The 18266-nt window shown below is 56.2% G+C and carries 21 protein-coding genes; 9 read left to right on the top strand and 12 right to left on the bottom strand.

The features are described from left to right. Positions 1 to 89: 89 nt before the first annotated feature. On the bottom strand, positions 90 to 923 hold the full coding sequence (locus MW898_RS12830; RefSeq protein WP_248909769.1) for a proline dehydrogenase family protein: 834 nt from the start codon (positions 921 to 923) through the stop codon (positions 90 to 92). Positions 924 to 1044: 121 nt separating this feature from the next. On the opposite strand from MW898_RS12830, the gene MW898_RS12825 reads away from it, so the two are divergent. Together MW898_RS12825 and MW898_RS12820 are read left to right on the top strand one after the other, a co-directional pair. After that, positions 1045 to 1728: a DUF420 domain-containing protein gene (locus MW898_RS12825; RefSeq protein ID WP_248907925.1), complete on the top strand. Its 684-nt coding sequence runs from the start codon at positions 1045 to 1047 to the stop codon at positions 1726 to 1728. A gap of 136 nt (positions 1729 to 1864) precedes the next feature. Continuing rightward, complete coding sequence (locus tag MW898_RS12820) at positions 1865 to 2860, top strand: S1C family serine protease (protein ID WP_248907923.1); 996 nt, start codon at positions 1865 to 1867, stop codon at positions 2858 to 2860. A gap of 17 nt (positions 2861 to 2877) precedes the next feature. On the opposite strand, the gene MW898_RS12815 is transcribed toward MW898_RS12820, so the two are convergent. The 5 genes from MW898_RS12815 to MW898_RS12795 all read right to left on the bottom strand — a co-directional run bounded on the left by MW898_RS12815 (position 2878) and on the right by MW898_RS12795 (position 7165). Then, complete coding sequence (locus MW898_RS12815; protein ID WP_248907921.1) at positions 2878 to 3630, bottom strand: ABC transporter permease; 753 nt, start codon at positions 3628 to 3630, stop codon at positions 2878 to 2880. Beyond that, positions 3627 to 4643: an ABC transporter ATP-binding protein gene (locus tag MW898_RS12810; protein ID WP_248907920.1), complete on the bottom strand. Its 1017-nt coding sequence runs from the start codon at positions 4641 to 4643 to the stop codon at positions 3627 to 3629. The genes MW898_RS12815 and MW898_RS12810 overlap by 4 nt, the downstream gene beginning before the upstream one ends. Before the next feature lie 116 nt (positions 4644 to 4759). Continuing rightward, positions 4760 to 4990: an Rdx family protein gene (locus tag MW898_RS12805; protein WP_248907919.1), complete on the bottom strand. Its 231-nt coding sequence runs from the start codon at positions 4988 to 4990 to the stop codon at positions 4760 to 4762. After that, the gene (locus MW898_RS12800) at positions 4987 to 5691 is read right to left on the bottom strand and encodes a DUF7546 family protein (RefSeq protein WP_248907918.1); all 705 of its coding nucleotides are present in this window, start codon (positions 5689 to 5691) and stop codon (positions 4987 to 4989) included. The genes MW898_RS12805 and MW898_RS12800 overlap by 4 nt, the downstream gene beginning before the upstream one ends. Before the next feature lie 22 nt (positions 5692 to 5713). After that, positions 5714 to 7165 carry a heme o synthase gene (locus MW898_RS12795; RefSeq protein WP_248909768.1) on the bottom strand — a complete coding sequence of 484 codons (1452 nt, stop codon included), beginning with the start codon at positions 7163 to 7165 and terminating at the stop codon, positions 5714 to 5716. Positions 7166 to 7258: 93 nt separating this feature from the next. Between MW898_RS12795 and coxB the strand changes: the two genes are divergently transcribed. Further along, entirely contained in the window at positions 7259 to 8122 is an 864-nt protein-coding gene (gene coxB / locus MW898_RS12790; RefSeq protein ID WP_248907916.1) for a cytochrome c oxidase subunit II, read from the top strand. 275 nt (positions 8123 to 8397) lie between these two features. Here the strand turns inward: coxB and MW898_RS12785 are convergent, their stop codons facing one another. Both MW898_RS12785 and MW898_RS12780 read right to left on the bottom strand, forming a co-directional pair. Then, positions 8398 to 8832, bottom strand: coding sequence for a CBS domain-containing protein (locus tag MW898_RS12785; protein WP_248907914.1), 435 nt, complete (start codon positions 8830 to 8832; stop codon positions 8398 to 8400). A gap of 227 nt (positions 8833 to 9059) precedes the next feature. Continuing rightward, the gene (locus tag MW898_RS12780; RefSeq protein ID WP_248907912.1) at positions 9060 to 10424 is read right to left on the bottom strand and encodes a geranylgeranyl reductase family protein; all 1365 of its coding nucleotides are present in this window, start codon (positions 10422 to 10424) and stop codon (positions 9060 to 9062) included. 145 nt (positions 10425 to 10569) lie between these two features. Here MW898_RS12780 and MW898_RS12775 point away from each other — a divergent pair, with 145 nt between their 5' ends. Both MW898_RS12775 and MW898_RS12770 read left to right on the top strand, forming a co-directional pair. Beyond that, on the top strand, positions 10570 to 10899 hold the full coding sequence (locus MW898_RS12775; RefSeq protein WP_248907910.1) for a 2Fe-2S iron-sulfur cluster-binding protein: 330 nt from the start codon (positions 10570 to 10572) through the stop codon (positions 10897 to 10899). A 66-nt stretch (positions 10900 to 10965) separates the two neighbouring features. Continuing rightward, entirely contained in the window at positions 10966 to 12669 is a 1704-nt protein-coding gene (locus MW898_RS12770; RefSeq protein WP_248907908.1) for an AMP-binding protein, read from the top strand. A 41-nt stretch (positions 12670 to 12710) separates the two neighbouring features. On the opposite strand, the gene MW898_RS12765 is transcribed toward MW898_RS12770, so the two are convergent. The 3 genes from MW898_RS12765 to MW898_RS12755 form a co-directional block, all read right to left on the bottom strand. After that, positions 12711 to 13157 (bottom strand): DUF7575 domain-containing protein, encoded by a 447-nt coding sequence (locus MW898_RS12765; protein ID WP_248907907.1) that lies wholly within the window; start codon positions 13155 to 13157, stop codon positions 12711 to 12713. 125 nt (positions 13158 to 13282) lie between these two features. Then, positions 13283 to 13882, bottom strand: coding sequence for a superoxide dismutase [Mn] (gene sod / locus MW898_RS12760; protein WP_248907904.1), 600 nt, complete (start codon positions 13880 to 13882; stop codon positions 13283 to 13285). A gap of 180 nt (positions 13883 to 14062) precedes the next feature. Then, complete coding sequence (locus MW898_RS12755; RefSeq protein ID WP_248907895.1) at positions 14063 to 15088, bottom strand: NAD(P)/FAD-dependent oxidoreductase; 1026 nt, start codon at positions 15086 to 15088, stop codon at positions 14063 to 14065. 114 nt (positions 15089 to 15202) lie between these two features. Between MW898_RS12755 and MW898_RS12750 the strand changes: the two genes are divergently transcribed. The 3 genes from MW898_RS12750 to MW898_RS12740 all read left to right on the top strand — a co-directional run bounded on the left by MW898_RS12750 (position 15203) and on the right by MW898_RS12740 (position 17451). Beyond that, positions 15203 to 15544: a glutaredoxin family protein gene (locus tag MW898_RS12750; protein ID WP_248907893.1), complete on the top strand. Its 342-nt coding sequence runs from the start codon at positions 15203 to 15205 to the stop codon at positions 15542 to 15544. Between the two features lie 205 nt (positions 15545 to 15749). Then, a complete protein-coding gene (locus MW898_RS12745) occupies positions 15750 to 16352 on the top strand; it encodes a DUF7110 family protein (RefSeq protein ID WP_248907891.1) in 603 nt (200 codons plus the stop codon). 145 nt (positions 16353 to 16497) lie between these two features. Further along, positions 16498 to 17451 carry a phosphoadenosine phosphosulfate reductase family protein gene (locus tag MW898_RS12740; protein ID WP_248907889.1) on the top strand — a complete coding sequence of 318 codons (954 nt, stop codon included), beginning with the start codon at positions 16498 to 16500 and terminating at the stop codon, positions 17449 to 17451. Positions 17452 to 17570: 119 nt separating this feature from the next. Here MW898_RS12740 and MW898_RS12735 read toward each other — a convergent pair whose 3' ends face one another. Then, on the bottom strand, positions 17571 to 17747 hold the full coding sequence (locus tag MW898_RS12735; RefSeq protein ID WP_248907887.1) for a glycine zipper domain-containing protein: 177 nt from the start codon (positions 17745 to 17747) through the stop codon (positions 17571 to 17573). A 220-nt stretch (positions 17748 to 17967) separates the two neighbouring features. On the opposite strand from MW898_RS12735, the gene MW898_RS12730 reads away from it, so the two are divergent. Beyond that, on the top strand, positions 17968 to 18252 hold the full coding sequence (locus tag MW898_RS12730; protein WP_248909767.1) for a ribonuclease P protein component 4: 285 nt from the start codon (positions 17968 to 17970) through the stop codon (positions 18250 to 18252). Positions 18253 to 18266: the final 14 nt, after the last annotated feature.

Here is an 18266-nt window from a genome sequence, read left to right as displayed (position 1 = left end):
GTTTGAACGAGAAGACGGTGTACGTTGTGGTTCGCAAAACGTGAGATCCAATCTTCGATTGCGCTCTTCGTTTGGCCGTCGAGCGTTCTTTACTGTCCGAGAACTGCTCGGATCGCGAATGCGAGATTTTCTCTGCGCTCGATCACGCGTCGTGAGAAGTACGAGAGCCACTTGTTGCCGTAGGGAATGTACTGATAGACATCGTACTCTTGGGCGAGTTCGATCTGTGCGTCCTCGCGGACACCCATGAGCATCTGTATCTCGAAGTCAGTGCCGTACAGCTCGTGAAACGCAATCGCCCGGTCGATCATCTGTGGATCGTGGCTCCCGACGGCGACCGCCCCTTCCGACTCGGTGAACAGATATTCGAGATGGTCCTCGTAGGCGTTGTTGACCGCTGATCGTTCGGTGTGTGCGACCTCGCTGGGTTCATCGTAGGCACCTTTCACGAGTCTGATTGTCCCCGGAAGTGAAGCAAGCCGTTCAAGATCCTCGCCAGTGCGCTTTAGATTCGCCTGAATACAGACACCCATCTTCGGATAGCTCGTATTGAGCTGCTCGAACGCATCAAGAGTCGTGTCCGTTGTTGTCCTATCTTCCATATCAATCCAGACGAAGACGTCGTTCTCGCGCGCTGTCTCCACGATTGTCCCAAGATTGTCCCTGAACGTTGATCCGTCGAGTCCGAGTCCGATCTGTGACGGTTTGACAGAAATACACGCTCCGAGGTCGGTCCCGCCGATGTCACGGACAAGCTGGCGGTAGGCAGCAGCGTCCTCGGCAGCGGGATCCGGTTCGTCATAATGTTCACCGAGTACGTTGAGTATGCTGTACACCCCCTGTTCGCGCAGTTGACGAGCGTGTTCGAGCGCCTCCGCCTCGGTTTCACCAGCGACAAATTGTCTGGCTACGGGTGGGAGCATAGCGGCAAGTACTGCCAGACCGCACATATCCCCACTGATTTCGTCCTGGATGATCGCACGAGCGTTGGTGACGATCGACGCAAAGCGAAGCGGCCAAAACCTTGCTCCTGCAACTGATAGTATGGCTACCACGACACAGCGTCGCCTCGTGAAAGAGCATCCCAAAGCAATCACTGGGGTGCTCTCTCTCGTGGGATATGCGCTCGTTCTGGGTGCATTCGCTGGTGTTATTCCGTTGTTCCCGCCACTTTCTGAACAGACTGTCATCCTCTTTTCCGATCTCATTGCGATCGTGAACTCGCTGGCGCTGTTTGCCATTCTCATCGGCTGGCGCTTCATCCGTCGCGGGGAAGTGCAAAAGCACCGCGTGGCAATGTTGACTGCGTTCGCGCTCATCTGTGTCTTCCTCGTGCTGTATTTGTGGAAAGTCGGCGGTGGATTCGAGAAGAGCTTCGTCGTTGAGAATGGCCAGTTCCTCGCATCTATCATCAAGCCAATCTATCTTCTCATGCTTGCAATTCACATCGGACTCTCTGTTCTCGCGGTGCCTGTCGTTCTCTACGCAGTCGTCCTCGGGCTTACGCACACGCCAACCGAACTCGCCGAAACCGCCCACGCTCGCGTCGGTCGGATCGCCGTCGCTTCGTGGTCTATCAGCCTCGCCCTCGGAATCGTCACGTACCTCTTGCTGAACCACGTGTACGGGTGGGTTCCACGCGAAGAAGCCCTTCTGATGTTCCTCGCGGTTCCCGCGCGACAGCTCTGGTACTCAGCGAAATCTGACGACCGCACCGATAGACACTAATGGTGTCATCGGTGTCTAACAAACATGCCAATAGTTACCTTGCTAAAACACCGCACACCCTATATCCGTCAATCCCCTAACTTCGAGTAAGTCCGATGGGCTCACACAGTGTGTGATCCGATCCGGGCAACACGCAATGAATGAAGAATACATCTACGAGGAGCTGTATCAATCGACGATCCCATCTGTCGTTTCAGTCTATGTGACATCGGATCGTCTGGGTGGGGCGGGCTCAGGGTTCGTCTACGATACTGGAGCGGCGTCTCCCGAAGCGGGCTACATTGTCACGAACGAGCACGTCGTCAGGACAGACAATGAAGTAGATATTCGGTTCAGTAACGGCGACTGGCGTGTCGGTCAGATCGTTGGCACGGATGCATACACCGACCTCGCTGTTGTTCGCGTTGCGAACCGGCCCGAGTACGCACGGGTGCTTTCCCTTGCGAGCGAGAATCCTGCTCCCGGAAAACGTGTCGCTGCGCTCGGGAATCCGATGGGACTCGACGGATCACTCACAACTGGCGTCGTCAGCGGAGCAAACCGATCGATGCCGACACAAGAGGGTTTCACCATCCCAGATACGGTGCAGACGGACGCACCGATCAATCCCGGGAACAGTGGCGGGCCACTGGTCACGACCGATGGTAAAGTCGTGGGCGTCAATCGCGCGCGTGGTGGAGATAACATCGGTTTTGCTATCTCTGCAGAGATCACCGCCCGAGTCGTCCCGACACTCATCGAGCACAGCTCGTACCGGCATTCGTATCTGAAGATCCAGACGATCGATATTTCTCCCACGATCGCAGCGGCCAACGGTCTCGATGAATCGCGCGGGGTGCTCGTGGTCGATGTGAGTCTTGGTCCCGCGAGCGGTGCATTGATCGGATGTCGTGGACAGCGCCAGATGAATGGCCATCAGGTTCCCGTCGGCGGTGACGTCATCACGCACATCGATAGCCGGCGAATCGATTCCCACGAGGAGCTAATGCGCCATCTCTTACTCGAAACACAACCCAACGACACGGTCTCCGTCGATATCATTCGTGACGGCGCCTCACTGACCGAGCACGTCACACTCGCAGAACGCCCGCGTCCGACACCCCGCCGAGGACCGAACGTTCCCGTCCGGTGAGCGCGTTCCAGCGCGGTTTAATCCGTCCGTGGAATCGAGGCCGCACCCGCAGCGAAGAACAGAACGGTTAGCACAGCGAGAACGAGGAGATTGAAGAGCGCGTCGCCACCACCTGTCGTCGCTGCCCGCACACCACGTGCGAAATACGTCAGTGGTGAGAACGCAAGCGCGGGTTGGAACCACGACGGGAGCAACGACGGCGAGACGAACGTTTCGGAGAGAAACAGCAGCGGGAGAGCAATCGCGTTACTCGCGGCGATAACGCCGTCTTGTGAATCGGCAATGCGTCCGAGAAGCGCACCGAGACCACAGAACAACGCGACAGCGAGACCAATGAACGGGACGAGCAGCGGCGAAAACGTGATTTTCGCCCCTGTGACCAGCACCACCAGTGCGAGAATAATGAGACTTGCAACACCGATAATAACGACATTGACAAGCGTCTGTGCGAGCAGCCACTCGGCGCGTGAGAGGGGCGTCGTCGCTAGTTTTTCAAAGCGATTCCCCTCGCGGTGGCGCGCGACGGTGCTCCCAACGCGAGAGAGCGGCGTGAACAAGACAACGACCGCGAGATACCCGGGCACGTAGTAGGCAGGCTGTCTGGCGAACAGCCCACCACCAGTTGGCTGTGTCTGTACAAGCGCACCGAAAATGAGGATAATGATAACCGGAAAGAAAAACGTGAAGAAGACAGCCGTCCGTCGACGAAGGAACGACCGTAACGCCGATTCAGTTTCCGAACGAATGCGTCCTGTGCCGATCGTCGTCATTGATGTCGAGCAACCTCCGTCTCCGTCTCAGCCTCGGCCTCGGCCTCAGTTTCCGTTTCTGTTTCCGTTTCAACTTTGGTCTCTGCCTCTCTCGTTTCCGGTTCGCTCTGTTCGCTTCCGGTCACATCGGTGCCTGTCAGTGTGAGATACACTGAATCCAGATTTGGTTGTTGCCACGACAGCGCGTCGTATTCGATGCCTGCGAGGTCGAGCGCATCGAGTACGTCACCGATCTCCCGAGGCGCGATTCCGTGAATGCTGACCATTCGCCCGGCCGTCTCAACTGTTCCGAGCGACTCGACCGCGCGGGCTGCCTCGGTTGGTTCGACGTCCTCCGTTACGTCGACTTCCAGACGGCTCTCTCCACCGTATTCGCTGATGAGGTCTGTGGGTGCTCCCGTTGCAACGAGGGAACCATCTGCGAGCAGTCCAACACGGTCTGCGAGATACTCTGCTTCTTCCATGTAGTGTGTCGTGAGGAAGACGGTTGTTCCGTCCGTAGTGAGGGCTTCGAGGAGCTGCCAGAGATCACGTCGACCAGCAGGATCAATCCCTGTTGTTGGCTCATCGAGCACGAGCAGCGCTGGATCGTTAATGAGCGCGATTCCAACGCAGACCCGGCGTTGTTGCCCTCCTGAGAGATTCTCGTACCACGTGTCGGCAGACGTTGCCATTCCGACGTCTTCCAGTACTGCATCGACCGACCGAGCGTGATCGTACAGACCACCGTAGTACGAGAGGAGTTCGCGGGCAGTGAGACGTGCCGGAGGGGAGAACGACTGGGGGAGTAAGCCAATCCGCTGTGCATCCGTTTTCTCCGGAGCTGTACCGAACAGTTCGATGTCGCCTTCGTAGTCGGTCGTGCCGGTGAGCGAACGGATAAGCGTGGTTTTTCCAGCGCCGTTCGGACCGATAAGCGCGAACACCGTCCCCGCTTCGACGGACAGCGAGACGCCGTCCAGCGCGACGGTGTCATCGTACTCCCGCCGGACGTTCTCGGCCTTCAGGACCATACCAGAACTGCGGTGTGTCCCTGCGTAAGGCTTCGGATTTGGAAGCACAAGACTCGATTCAACCGACCGAACCACCGAGTAATGGCCAACAAATCAATCGCACAGCAAAAGTGACGTTAGAGGTGGTTACGCACGGAACGAACGATCTCGTCGACATCGTATTCGTCTTCTTGTTTGTCGTAGATCGTTTCACCATTTACTGTCACTGTGAGCACGCCGTGGTCGCCGGTGACGAGCGCAACGCTGTCGAGTTGCTGTCCGAAGCTCGATAGAAGCTGATGTTGGATATCCTCTGCTCGTTCGAGAAATCCACAGGGAACACAGTACTCAATATTGACTGTTGTCATGATCCGAGCTTGGCACGCAGCCGTGAAAAGCTCCCCGCCGTCGGTCGCCACACGAGCAACAGGACAGTGATGACGAACACGACCGTCGAAAGAGCGTACGACTGTCCCGAGGCGACCGCGACCAGCGCGCCACCGGCACCGATGAATCCGCTGACAACGGCCGCAATGATTGGAAGAACACACGAGACACAGGAGAAGAGCCCGAGCAGCCCTGCCGCTGCACTCGTGGCGGTGTCGAGGATGGTCACGTAGACGAGATACGCAAGCGTTGCGTACCCGATGACCTTGAATGGGAGCAGTGCGAACCTGACTGATTCTCCACTGTACAGGAGGGCTGGTCCCCATCCCGGAGGAAGGCTCACGAACTCCAATCGGAGTCCAGTTGCTATCTCCGATGATCCGAACCCGTATAACCCACCGAGATAGCCAAGAACGAGGATGTATCCGACTGCGATCAGCCCAGCAATGGAGCGCCGTTTCAGGCGAGCAGGCGGCGATTCGACCCGCCACAGCGCCCACAGCGCAACATTGATCCAAACAAACGGGTAGATGTACACCGCGATTCCAGTCGGTGTGACCGGCGCAACGAGAAGATAGATGGCGACAAACAGAAATTCGATGTTCACGAGTGCGGCGCCACCGATGATCGTCTCCTGACGGATCCCCAACCCACGGAACACGGTGTTTATACTCGTATTCATGCCTGTGTTGCCTCTCTCTGTGTCAGAGTGCAATCATATCGACGACAACAGCAATAAGAACCAATCCGAGATAGGCGTTCGATGCGTGGAACGCCCGGAGTGCTGCTCGTTTTGTCTGCTCACGGTGGAGTCGAACGACTGCCAAAAGGAACACCGCTCCGAGGACGACCGTCGTCGCGGCGTACAACCAACCGAGTGTCGTGAGCGCCGATAGCGCACTCGCTGCGAGCAACGTTGCGATGAGGTAGTAGATGATGTGCTTTCTGGTCACCGTCTCACCGTAGACGACCGGTAGCATCGGGAAGCCACCGCGCTCGTAGTCTTCCTGATACGCGAGTGCGAGGTTGTAAAAGTGCGCCGGCGTCCAGAGGAAGATGATTCCTGCGAGTGCAAGCCCCGGAACACCGATACGTCCGGTGACGGCCGCCCACCCGATGAGTGCCGGGAGTGCGCCTGCAGCCCCTCCGATAACTGTGTTCTGGACTGTGTTCGGTTTCAACACGAGCGTGTAGATCACACTGTAAAAGACGATCGCAATGAATCCGAGTGCAGCAGCGAGAACGTTCACTTGCAAGAAGACTGCGATCGACGTGAGGGTGAGGAGCACACCGAATGCGAGTGCGTTCCTGACCGGTACCTCGTGTGTTGCGAGCGGCCGGTCGGCAGTTCTGGCCATCCGTTGATCGGTGTCTCGTTCGAGAACGTGGTTGAACGTCCCGCTCGCACCGATGGAGAGCACACCGCCACCGAGCGTATACACGATCGTTTCGACGGACAACGACGGTCCAGCAGCAAGCGCCATTCCTGCCGAGGCAACGAGACAGAGCAGCCACATCAACCGTGGTTTCATCAATCTGAAATAAGCGCCTGTCGTCGCTCGTACGCGTGAAAGCAGATCAGATTCAGATTCTCGACTGAAGTCAGTCGGAGATACATCCGGTTCCGAAGCGGATGGCGACGCTGACCCCGTCGTTGTTGCTGTTTCTGGTGTTGGTGTGATCGGTTTCTCTTCATCTGCTCTGTTTTCGAGGTCGCCCGTTTCGTCCTCGAGTTGCCACGCGAGTGCGAGTGCGAGTGCAACGAAGATTGCCGCACCGGTGAGGAGGTGGAAACCGGCGATGTTGCTCGGTGCATTCCGTGTCGCAACGAGAGCACCGATGCCAACCTGAACAGGGTATAGCACGACCGCGAGAACAAGCGTCCGTCTGACACGTCGAGAGGCCTCAGTCCAGCCGACGACAGCCGCTCCGAGGACAAGAACAGCCACAAGGAGTGCTGCAACGCGGTGGCCGACGGCGATTGTGATCTGCAGATCGCCGATCGGTCCCGAACAGAGGGGCCACGTCGAGCACGCCCTGACGGCTTCTGAGAGTGCAGCAGTCGCACCGACGACGACGAGCAGATAGACGCCGATGAGAGCAGCCACGAGCAGCGTCGTGAAACGTGGACGATGAGATTCCGTGGACACTAGCATTTCTTCAGTAGCGTTCGTACTTATTACCCCCGCTTTGTCCATTGATCACCGCAGTTCAGCAGGTATTTACCACGCGCTTTCTTAGCCGAGCGTATGAACGCCACGCGGACGCGGATGGTGCTGGGAATCGGTGTCGGTCTCGCGCTGGCTACCTTATTTGTCGATCCAGCAGCCGCCCAGCCATCGATTAATTCGAAACTGATCACCAACCTCAACGAAAAATTGTTGTACGCAGCGGTACCAATCACGGTGCTCGTCGAGGGCATTCTCATCTACACTGTCTACCGGTTCAAAGATAGTGGTGAAGCAAAGCCGACACAAGAGAACCGACGTCTCGAAATCACGTGGACCATCGCAACGGCAATTGTCCTCCTGTTCGTCGGTCTTGCTGCCTATCAAGTCCTCGGGAGCAGCTTCGTTGGCGGTGTCACTGTCTCAGACCCTCCCAGCCAATCAATCCAAGGACTCTCAGAAGACGCTAAGGGCGCACAGGCCCCAACAGAGGAAGACGCTGTGCAGGTCGAAGTCGTCGCACAAAAGTATTCGTGGACGTTCAATTACATCCAAGCTGATGGCGACGTCTCGAACACTGGAACACTCGTTATCCCCGCGAATCAGCCTGTGTATCTTCACGTCATCTCTGTGGACTGGCTCCACTCGTTCCACGCCCCCGAGCTCGGATTGAAACAGGACGCCTTCCCAGAGCAGTACAACACCATGAAAACAGAGGCCTACGAACCGGGAACCTACCAGCTCTACTGTGCGGAATACTGCGGCGTCGGTCACTCCAGTATGCTCGGAACGATCGAAGTCAAAAGCCAAGCAGACTACCAGAAATGGCTACAACAACAGAAACAGGGCGGATCAGGTAACTCCTCATCCTCAAATTCGAATTCGACTGGGGGACCGAACGCGAGCGCTAACAACTCCAGCTCTGGTGCCCTCGTCACCGCCTGATAATACAAATTCCTCGTTCAATTTGGCTTTTCTTTTGTATTCCTCGTTCAATCTAGCTCTTTTTTATTCCACTGACTGACGCTCTGCTATGAGTATTGAATCGGAATTGTTGGGATGAAAACACGAGCCGTTGGCCACCGGTCAATCGGTTGGTGACTGATTGTCCGGTGTTCACATCGAAATCCCACCTCAAGGACTGAGTACACGCCGAAGGAGTCGGTTGGAATGGGATAAGATAAGATGAGATAAGATGAGATGAGATGAGATGGAGTAATTTACGATGTTTGGTAGGCTGGTGATTCGGCTCGGATGACCTCAGAGAGGTCGTGCATTTCCTGTTCGAGTAGGACAACCAGATCGTCGAGCGTAATGATGCCTGTGAGCTTCCCATCCTCAACGACGGGCATACGACGGACGCCGTGTTCGCGCATTGTCGCACAAAGCTCGAATACACCATCGTCGGCGTCGGCCGTATGTGGATCGCGGTGCATGACGTCCGCAGCGGTCAGTTCTGTCGGGTCTTTGCCTTCACCGACGACCATGATCGCAAAATCACGATCCGTGATGATTCCGGTGGGATCTCCGTCGGTTTCGATCACGACACAACCAACTTTCCGCTCATCCATCAACTGGGCGAGCTCGGGCAGGGAGGTGTCTGGAGATGCCGATACGAGTTCCTCACGTGGGCGTGCAATATCTTTGACTGTCATGGGTGCCTCCTGTCTCCGTTTCGGTCGGCCAACACAGAATCTCCGTGTTAGAACGAACGTCACGAATAATCATATTTGTATTGTGCAGTGACAGACCGCTTTGTTGTTGATTGTCTTCGCTCTCTAAGCGATAGCGACTCCACTCACAGCCGTACAGTAAAATAGTAGTAAAACGACGATCTGTATCGCCGAAACAATGTACAGCGTCCCCCTGCTGTGCGCAACAACTAGTATTTCGCGTCTGCGCCAGTTGTTTCGTATATCTCGTCCATGAGGCGGTCGCGCCGGATGCGCCAGCCGTTGAACTCCGAGATTGAATCAGGATAGTTCTCGTAATGAGAGAGCAGGCGGTCGGCAAGTCGTTTCGTCGAGTAGAGATCAAATAGCGTGCCCCAGTGTCCGAGACTTTTCCACAGCGTTCGCAGCGCGAGTCGCGGTCCGAAGCTCGTGCTGCCGGAATAGAGCGCTTCGGAGAAATTTTGTGTGGGCATCGCGGCGAGGAGCGCTGTGAGATCGTCGAGATCGTACGCAGTTACAAAGATGTTGTACACATCGAGTGCAGCGTATCGAGCACCGAAGTGATCCATCACCCGTTCGTTGTAGCCCCAGAGCGCCCCTTCGCCAATATCACCCGTTCCGATCGCTTCGACGGCTTGTTCACCAGCATACATCCCCGCGTAGGCCGCTCCAGCAATCCCGCCACCCGTGGTGGGATTGACGTGACCGGCAGCGTCACCAACAGCAAGGAAGCCGGGTGCGACTGCCGAATCGTACGGCCGCCGGGTCGGTAGTGCTGCCCCGAGCTTGTCTTTCACCCGCGCGCCAGCGAACTCAGTTCGCTCCCGAAGGTCGTCTTTGAGAACTTCGACGAGTTTCATCGGCGATTCATTCATCTGGAAGCCGAGTCCAACGTTGATTTCGGTGGGTGTCCGCGGGAAGTACCACACATACCCAGCAGCGCGCTCGGTCGGTTTGAACACGAGCGCGTCTTTCCACTCGACTGGCTCGTCGACTTCGATGATCTCGCGGTAGGCAGAACAGAACTGCGAGTAATTGACGTTGGTGTCGAACGTCGACTCGGAGAAGTCGGCTTTATCCTGCAACAGTGAGAGCGCTCCTGCGGCGTCAATGACAACTTCGGCCTCATAGTCGACTGCCGATCCATCTCTGATCGCTTTGACCCCTCTTACGCGTTCGCCCTCTTCTTGGAGGACGTCTTTGACAACCGTATCGTAGTGAAAGTCGACACCCTGTTTCTCCGCGCCGTCTATGATCAGACGACCGTATTCCCAGCGGTCCAGAACAGCGAGCTCGCCGGGGACCGGAATGTCGAGAACACACTCCTCAGATGGGAGTTCGAACCGACCGTGATCGACGTCGGTGTTCGAAAATGCGGGTTCAATCTGCGATTTGGGAATAGCCTCCGGAAAGTTCGCTGCTCCCTTAATCGCATCACCGCAAGCGATGTGACCCGCCTCCTCGGCGGTCTTACGTTCGAGAATGACCACGTCGTAGCCCGCCCGGGCGACCGTTGCAGCGGCATAGCAGCCCCCAGTCCCTGAACCGACGACGACGACATCGTAGGTGGTCATATCACTCAGAGGTTACCCAACGGGAAAACCATTATCGGTTTCCTATCCAGTACGAACGGATAGTGAGGATTTGTTCGTGGATAAGGTGGAACGTTTGCCAGTCACTCCAACAAGAGTTTAGTCATCCCTCACGAAACTGGCCAGTATGACAGAGTATACGGTAGAGTTCGTTGGGACGGACGAGACGGTCACCGTCTCCGATAAGCAGACCATTCTGAGCCGGTGTATTGAGGAGGGAATCGCGCAGGAGTACTCCTGCCGCGTCGGGATGTGTCTGGCCTGCTCTGCAGAGATCATCGAAGGCGAGGTTGAACAGACTGTTGTTGCGGCGCGCGGTCTCACTGAGGAGGAAGCCGAATCGTACGCATTGACGTGCATGGCTCGTCCGCTGTCCGATCTCAAACTCGATCGCGGGAAATACCCACCGAGTATCGAGAACGAAACCACGAGCGACGCTGCAAGCGCCGACGACTGATCGTTAAGTACCCCCTCGTATACACGTAGGTGATTTTAACCGTTGCGCGTAGCATGCTACCGGTAGATGTCAGAGATTGACGCACTCGAGTATCCGTGGCACACGGAGTACGAAGAGTTCGGCATTCCGCACTCACTCGAGCCGTATCCAGATCAGCCGGTTCACGATCTGTTGTATACGGCTGCTGAGGAGTATCCTGAGCAGGGATTGGTCCAACTCTCCGAGAAATATCCGTATCCGACTGTTCTCGACCACGTTGAGCGCCTCGCAACGGCACTCAACGAGCGCGGTGTTGGGACGGGCGACCGCGTTGCAAGCGTCCTCCCGACGTCAGCACAGTTCATCATCACAACGTACGCGATCTCTCGTGCTGGTGGGGTCCACATCCCGAACGATTTTCTCGATGCTGAAGAGGATCTCATCTACCGCCTCGAACAGGGCCAGCCGTCGGTGCTCATCGGACAGGACAAACACCGTGACCTCATTCTCCGACTGCGCGATGAACTCGACATCGAGCACGTCATTCTCACCACTATCGACGACTACTCGTCCGATCCGCCAGCAGAGCACGAGGAAATCGACGGCGTGGAGTGGCTCCGAGACGTGATCGAAACGACAGCGCCGGATCCACCAGATCTCACCTTCGACGTTGACGACGTTCACACGCTGTTGTTCACGGGTGGAACGACCGGGCTGCCGAAGGGCTGTCGACTCAGCCATCGGAATATCTACGCGAACGCGCTCCAAGGTGTCGCCAGTCAGTCACAGATGGCTCAGCTCATGCGCGGACAGGAAACGGCCATCATGGCCCTTCCGATGTACCATTCGTATGGATATTCCGTGATGAACACACTGATCGAACTCGGGATGGACGTGCTGTTGGTCCCTGATGCACGGAATACGGAGATGATGGTCGAGATGATCAACGAGTTTGGTGCGCTCATCATGCTCGGTGTGCCCACGCAGTTCATGGAACTCATCGACGAGGAACTCGAACAGGACATCATCGGCATCTCCGGATCTGCTCCATTGGCGAACACAACCAAATCGGACTTCGGGGAGAAATCGAAGGGCATCTCGCAGGGGTACGGTCTTTCGGAAATGTCCCCGATAACGCATTTCAACGCTCGTGGATTGCTCGACATGATGACCGGACAGCCGAGCGCCGAAGACGCGTTCGATCACCCGACGATTGGCGTTCCGGTTCCCGACACGGAGGTCAAGCTGGTTGATGTGGATTCGGGCGAGGTAATTCCGATCGAGGAAGCGATCGAGGAGGAACGAGAAGGCGAGATGTATCTCAACGGACCCCAACGGATGCTTGGATATCTCGATGGGAAGGATCCGTTCGACGATGAGGGGTTCATTGGAACAGGCGATGTGGTGAAGATCGATCCAAGCGGTCGATTCTACGTTGTTGATCGCGTGAAGAACATGATCAACGTCTCCGGGCTGAAGGTGTACTCCGAAGAGGTCGATGAGTTGTTGTACGATCATCCAGCGATCAAGCGACCTGCGACGATCGGAATCCCCGATCCAGATCGTCCCGGGAGCGAGCGCGTGAAGATCTACATCGAGCCGGCTCCAGACGCAGATCAGCTCACTCCTGCGGATATCCGCGAGCATCTCGAAGGGAACGTTCCCCGACAAGCACTCCCCGAGGAAGTCGAATTCGTCGAAACGATGCCGCTCACTGATATCGGAAAGACCGACAAGAAGACGCTCAAGGAAACGCACAACGGGACTGAGACCGAATCGACTGATTCGTGAGTGGCCGTGGCTTTCAGCGCCTCACTTTCCAAAATCTCTCTTCAACTTATTTCGTTTTCAGATGGCTCATCGCGTGGATTCGCACACCACTGACAGAATGAAACGTCTGGGTCAATTGGACGGTGACAGTTGGAACATCGCTGTATTCCCATCTGCTGTTCGAGCACTCGTTGGTTATTCATCCGAGCGAGGACGTACGCGTCAAAAACACTAGCGATACCGACGAGGAGGAGAGGAAGAACATCTACGATGGGGACTGAAACCGGTTCGAAATTCGTTATCTGAGACAGCAGCGCATCTGTGTTCGTTATCTGAGATATCAGCGCATCCGTGGCCGCTGACGGAACGAATAGAACCATGGTTGCGTACGTGGCGAGGAGCCACCCTAACGCCCGCCACCACCGCCGGAGGTAAAGATGGCCGAATCCTGTGAGGAGTGTTCCGAGCAACATCGCAAGCCACGGTCGTTTCCACCGAGTCTCTCCCATGCAGATCCTGAATAGTCAACCAACTATGAGACTTTCGTCCGACAATCATATTGCTTGGAACAGAGCGCTCCGATCACACGCTTTGAACAGGCCGATATCGAAAAAATCGTGCTTGTGTCGATGTATTATTCGAACAGTTCGACGGCTTGCTCGTATCGCTCTGTGGATTCGTCCCAGTCGACGACCGCAAAGAACGCGTCGACGAAGTCACCGCGTGCGGGACCATAATCGTAGTAGTAGGAGTGCTCCCAGACATCGAGTGCGAGAATTGGGTGTGATCCCCACAACGCACCCTGATCGTGCTTGTCGACCACAACATTGCGTAGCTGATTCGAGAAGCTGTCGTAGACGAGGAGCGCCCAGCCGCTTGCGGCACCTGCGGCAGTTTCGAACTCTCCTTTCCACGCTTCGTAGGAGCCAAAGTCCGACTCGATGCGTGCTGCGAGCTCTCCGGTTGGTTCGTCGCCCCCCTCTGGCGACATGTTTTGCCAGAAGAGGTCATGGAGGATGTGCCCACAGCCGTTGTGGGTCACCGATCGGAGGGCACCTGCAGACCCGTCAAAATCAGCAGCAGCGCGGTTGTCAGACAGCGTTTCTTCGGCACTGTTCCAGCCGTTTACGTAGCCCTGATGGTGGGTGTCGTGGTGCCACGTCAGGACTTGTTCGGAGATGTGCGGTTCGAGTGCGTCGTATGCGTAGGGCAGCGGCGGAAGTTCGTGACTCATGCGTCAGTACAGAGCACGCAGGGGTACGCTTTGAACGTTTGCTGAACTCGGTTTTAGTGAACATAGTGATATGTTTTCGATCGCGTCGAACAGCGATTGATCCCGCTAGCGTTCACGCGGGTTCGGTTCAAGCAACCGCTCGTGAACCGGTGCGCCAATTCGGTCAGAAATACCAGCGAATTAGTCGTCGGCCGCAGTCGATTCCATCCCTCGATGTTCGCGCGCCTGCTCGCGGAGTCGATCGGAGATGGCGGGCACGTCTTCCGATCCAATTCCTCCTTCTGCTTCAATTTCGTCGATCGATTTCGGATACGTGCGGAGTTCGTAGTGGAGCGCGAGACCGGTCTGTGCGCCTTCACCCATCGCCACCGGGATCTGGTTGTGACCTGCGGTGAGATCACCGAGCGCGTACACGCCCTCGACGGTCGTCTGTCCATCCTCATCGACGACGACCGTTCCATCGTCGTTCAACTCACAGCCGAGTGACTCCGCCAGCTCGTTGTTGTACTCCGAGCCGTACATGGGGAACCCGCCTTTGTACTCTCGGCGGGTTTCGTCCTCGAACGTGAACGCTTCGAGCCATCCATCAGTGCCCGTTTCACTGCCCGTAATGTCCGATTCGATGATATCGACCGGGTGGGAACGGAGTTGTCGGTTCGTTTCTTCGCTCCACGTGGGATCTTCACCGCGCGTGAGAAGGTCGACCTCGTCAGTGAAGTTGAGCATAATCATGGCGACGTGGGCCGCGCTCTCGTTGTGCCCCATCACGTAGACGGATTCGTCGACGAACATGTACGCATCACAGTGGAGACAGTAGTGCAGCCCACGCCCCGTTCGGGGAAGCGGTGGGTCAGGTCGGGCATCCGAGAATCCGGTTGCGAGTACGACACGCTCGGCGACAATCACGCGGTTGCCTGCAGTGAGCTGAAACCGGCCATCGTCGGTCCGATCGATCGTTTCGACGAGGTCACGGTGGTAGTCAGCTCCGTAGCCTTCGATCTGATCGATGGCGGTCTGGAGGAACTCATTGCCCGAAACGTCCTCCGTGACGCCAATGACGTTGTGCGTATCGAGCATCATTGCGGCGCGGCCTCCACCACGGTTGATCACAACGGTGTCGTGACCAAGGCGCGTCGTGTACAGCGCGGCGGTCAAACCGGCGGGACCACCGCCAACAACTGCCACTTCGTACTCAGGAAGACTCATACCTGATCGAATGTGCTACGACATCATAACCTGCTGGATACGGTCTGATATCTCCGGCGGCCGAGCGATGCGCGTTGCCGAAACATGTTTCCACCGAGGGAAGCTACCGGACCTATGGCGTTCGATCCAGAACCCGACCTGAGTGAAGAGGAAGTCCGCGATCGAGTTGACTCGGCTATCGAGGAGAACGAAGTGGTCCTATTCATGAAGGGCACATCGCTGATGCCCCAATGTGGGTACTCCCGACGAGCGCTTGGGCTTATCAATCAGTACCGCGACGACATTGCAACCGTCGATACGCTCGAAGCACTCGAATCTCATCGTGGTGCGCTGGAACAACACAGCGGCTGGGAGACGATCCCGCAAGTGTACGTCGATGGAGAATTCATTGGGGGCAGTGACATTCTGGCTGAACTCGACGAACGTGGGGAACTGAACGAGACGCTCAATGGATGAATAAGTTACTCACAGAGTGAATTACTGCCCAATTGCTTGCTCTTCGAGCAGTTTTGATCTGTCTCATCCGAGTCTCATTTCACTATATCGTTGCGTGCAGCCCGGATATGCGGCTCGAAAACAGTATAAGTGAAGAATCCATAGAATAGATCGACCAGTTCCGGTCGCGGGGATGCCAGTGACCCCAAGAGCATCTGTCACAGTTATGACCAGCCACGTATACACGCTACACTCGACACTCGAATTGCCACTCGAAGACGTACACTCACACTTCGACTCGGTCGATTTGCCCGTCGAGATTGCGGATATCGAAATTACTCGACGAAACAATACCCTCATCCTCAGTGCTGTTGCAGCCGAAGACAACATCAGCAAGTACACCCCCACGGCACAACTGAAAGCCAGTGTTAGCGAGAATCGAGTGTATCTAGACGAGGAAGAAGAGGACGAAGAAGGACCGTTCGGAGCGTCGGCCTCTCCCAGCGGCCCGCAGTGGGGAGCCTTCGGACAAGAAGAAGAAGAAGAGCGACCATCAGAACTCGTCGAATACGCTTGCTTCAAGGGAGACCGCGAAACTGTGCTTCAGAATACAGCGCTCCAGTATCCGATGTTTGAGGTGCTCTGTGATCTCGCACGGGACGCAGAGAAAGGGACGCTCACCGCTATTACTGCCGTTAACGGCCAGCTTGAAGCGACTCGAATCGTCGATGGTGAAGACCGAGCAGCTACCATCGAAGTCCGAGAAGATCCCCACGACAACACCGCAACGAACGGCGTCGATTGGCGTAGTAACGAGTTTATCAGCTAATCGGGTCTTTCAAGATTTGGAGGAGATAGAACCGAATAATCCTCCCGTCCCCGATTTCACCCCCATTGTGGGCATTGATACCAATTTTCGAATTTACATTCGGCCGAAAACCACTTGAAGGAGGGTAATAATATATAATTACAGGATGTCAGACTTCCCCGACTACCTTGACGTCGATTACACCGCTGGCGAAAACGAGCAGCCAGAGGACTATCCGGCGCTTGAGGACAAAATTGAGAAGGCCATCGAAGTCACGCGGATCGGTCTTGAGGAGTACGAGACGCCCGCAGTGATGTGGACCGGTGGAAAAGATTCAACGCTTGCGCTGTACTTCGTCGCGCAGGTCGCCGAGGAGTACGACCTCGATCTTCCACCGGCCGTGTTCATCGACCACTTCCAACATTTCGACGAACTCATGAAATTCGTCGAACACTGGGCCGACGAGTGGGATCTCGAAGTCATCTACGCGCGCAACGACGATGTTGGTGCGCTCGCTGATGAACCGGGCGAAGAGATTGCTGTTTCTGACCTGAACGAGCAGAACCAGCACCACGTGAACAATATTCTCGAATACGAGGAGGATACGTTCCCGTTCTTGCTCGACACCTACGTCGGCAACCACCTGCTCAAGACTGTCGCGCTCAACAACACGCTTGAGGCTCACAACATCGACGGCATCATCTCCGGAATCCGCTGGGACGAACAGGAAGCACGCGCAGACGAGACGTTCTTCAGTCCGCGTCACGATCCTGACATCTACCCGCCACACGACCGCATTCAACCCATTCTCCAGTTCGAAGAGCGCGCTGTCTGGGACGCCTTCTGGAACTTCGTCGTGCCTGATACGGTGCCTGACTACCCGGCAGGACACGTTCCGCAGGACTACGACGATCTCCCGAACAACCTTACCCACGCGGACATCCCTGTCAGCCCGAAATACTTCGAAGGATTCCGCTCGCTTGGTAGCGAAGTGAGCACGAACAAGGCAGATTCCGAACCCGCATGGTTGCAGAATCTCGAAGAGACGACCGAGCGTGCTGGCCGCGCACAGGACAAAGAGGACCTGATGGCGCGCCTGCGCGATCTCGGCTACATGTAACGTCGTGACGGCATTCCTCTGAGCGGGGACACAGCCCGTTCTCTCTGGATTCGCATCGTTATCGATTGAATAAAACAGGGGACAGCAGCGAGCCGCGGTTTTGCGAGAGACGGTATCACTTATCCTTTTGCTTGATCCCAGCCGGCACCGAGAGCGATTCCAAGTGCGACACCGACGCCGATCCACAATCCTATATTTTCTGTCGCAACACCGAGTGCAGCCCCGATTCCAACGCCCATTGCGATGCCGAAGCCGATTCGATTCTGGGATTTAGTGCTTTCTTGATCAGAGGACATATCCTCTCTATCATATTTGGGGCTGGGGCCCTGTACCTTCCGTTTTTCCAGCATTCGAGGAACGTATGTCTATGTGTCTGTCTTTACACCTCTATCTTCGTGAATCTGTGAGATCCGGCTAATGGTACGGTCTCACTCTCTCACGAATCGAAACGTCTCCCGACGTACGAAGAGAGCGGTTGCTTTTTGCGTCCCGGGAGCGGAATCCGGTCCGTACTGGATGACCATCGCTGAGGAACGAATCGAACGGTTGTGTGCACTCGCTAAAAGAGCAGTGCGTGAAGGGCATGACGACCGCGCGCGGGCGTACGTCCAGCGAGCGCGACGGGTCGCAGAGCGTAATCGATGTGGACTCCCACGAACGTTCAAGCGATTTACCTGCGATGCGTGCGACGTCTACCTCCGTCCGGGGCGAAACGCCCGAGTTCGACTGCAAGACGGTCACGTGGTCATCACCTGCGACTGTGGGGCACAATCGAGATATCCGTATCATTCCCGTCAGTGAATCGCTCTGCCCGC

It is taken from the genome of Halocatena marina, assembly GCF_023276375.1.
In the GTDB taxonomy this organism is placed as follows: domain Archaea; phylum Halobacteriota; class Halobacteria; order Halobacteriales; family Haloarculaceae; genus Halocatena; species Halocatena marina.
This window is presented reverse-complemented; position numbering and strand designations above follow the sequence as displayed.

Coding starts and splice junctions, on each gene's coding strand:
- MW898_RS12830 (WP_248909769.1), bottom strand. CDS start 923: ATGCTCCCACCCGTAGCCAGACAATTTGTCGCTGGTGAAACCGAGGCG.
- MW898_RS12825 (WP_248907925.1), top strand. CDS start 1,045: ATGGCTACCACGACACAGCGTCGCCTCGTGAAAGAGCATCCCAAAGCA.
- MW898_RS12820 (WP_248907923.1), top strand. CDS start 1,865: ATGAATGAAGAATACATCTACGAGGAGCTGTATCAATCGACGATCCCA.
- MW898_RS12815 (WP_248907921.1), bottom strand. CDS start 3,630: ATGACGACGATCGGCACAGGACGCATTCGTTCGGAAACTGAATCGGCG.
- MW898_RS12810 (WP_248907920.1), bottom strand. CDS start 4,643: ATGGTCCTGAAGGCCGAGAACGTCCGGCGGGAGTACGATGACACCGTC.
- MW898_RS12805 (WP_248907919.1), bottom strand. CDS start 4,990: ATGACAACAGTCAATATTGAGTACTGTGTTCCCTGTGGATTTCTCGAA.
- MW898_RS12800 (WP_248907918.1), bottom strand. CDS start 5,691: ATGAATACGAGTATAAACACCGTGTTCCGTGGGTTGGGGATCCGTCAG.
- MW898_RS12795 (WP_248909768.1), bottom strand. CDS start 7,165: ATGCTAGTGTCCACGGAATCTCATCGTCCACGTTTCACGACGCTGCTC.
- coxB (WP_248907916.1), top strand. CDS start 7,259: ATGAACGCCACGCGGACGCGGATGGTGCTGGGAATCGGTGTCGGTCTC.
- MW898_RS12785 (WP_248907914.1), bottom strand. CDS start 8,832: ATGACAGTCAAAGATATTGCACGCCCACGTGAGGAACTCGTATCGGCA.
- MW898_RS12780 (WP_248907912.1), bottom strand. CDS start 10,424: ATGACCACCTACGATGTCGTCGTCGTCGGTTCAGGGACTGGGGGCTGC.
- MW898_RS12775 (WP_248907910.1), top strand. CDS start 10,570: ATGACAGAGTATACGGTAGAGTTCGTTGGGACGGACGAGACGGTCACC.
- MW898_RS12770 (WP_248907908.1), top strand. CDS start 10,966: ATGTCAGAGATTGACGCACTCGAGTATCCGTGGCACACGGAGTACGAA.
- MW898_RS12765 (WP_248907907.1), bottom strand. CDS start 13,157: ATGGGAGAGACTCGGTGGAAACGACCGTGGCTTGCGATGTTGCTCGGA.
- sod (WP_248907904.1), bottom strand. CDS start 13,882: ATGAGTCACGAACTTCCGCCGCTGCCCTACGCATACGACGCACTCGAA.
- MW898_RS12755 (WP_248907895.1), bottom strand. CDS start 15,088: ATGAGTCTTCCTGAGTACGAAGTGGCAGTTGTTGGCGGTGGTCCCGCC.
- MW898_RS12750 (WP_248907893.1), top strand. CDS start 15,203: ATGGCGTTCGATCCAGAACCCGACCTGAGTGAAGAGGAAGTCCGCGAT.
- MW898_RS12745 (WP_248907891.1), top strand. CDS start 15,750: ATGACCAGCCACGTATACACGCTACACTCGACACTCGAATTGCCACTC.
- MW898_RS12740 (WP_248907889.1), top strand. CDS start 16,498: ATGTCAGACTTCCCCGACTACCTTGACGTCGATTACACCGCTGGCGAA.
- MW898_RS12735 (WP_248907887.1), bottom strand. CDS start 17,747: ATGTCCTCTGATCAAGAAAGCACTAAATCCCAGAATCGAATCGGCTTC.
- MW898_RS12730 (WP_248909767.1), top strand. CDS start 17,968: ATGACCATCGCTGAGGAACGAATCGAACGGTTGTGTGCACTCGCTAAA.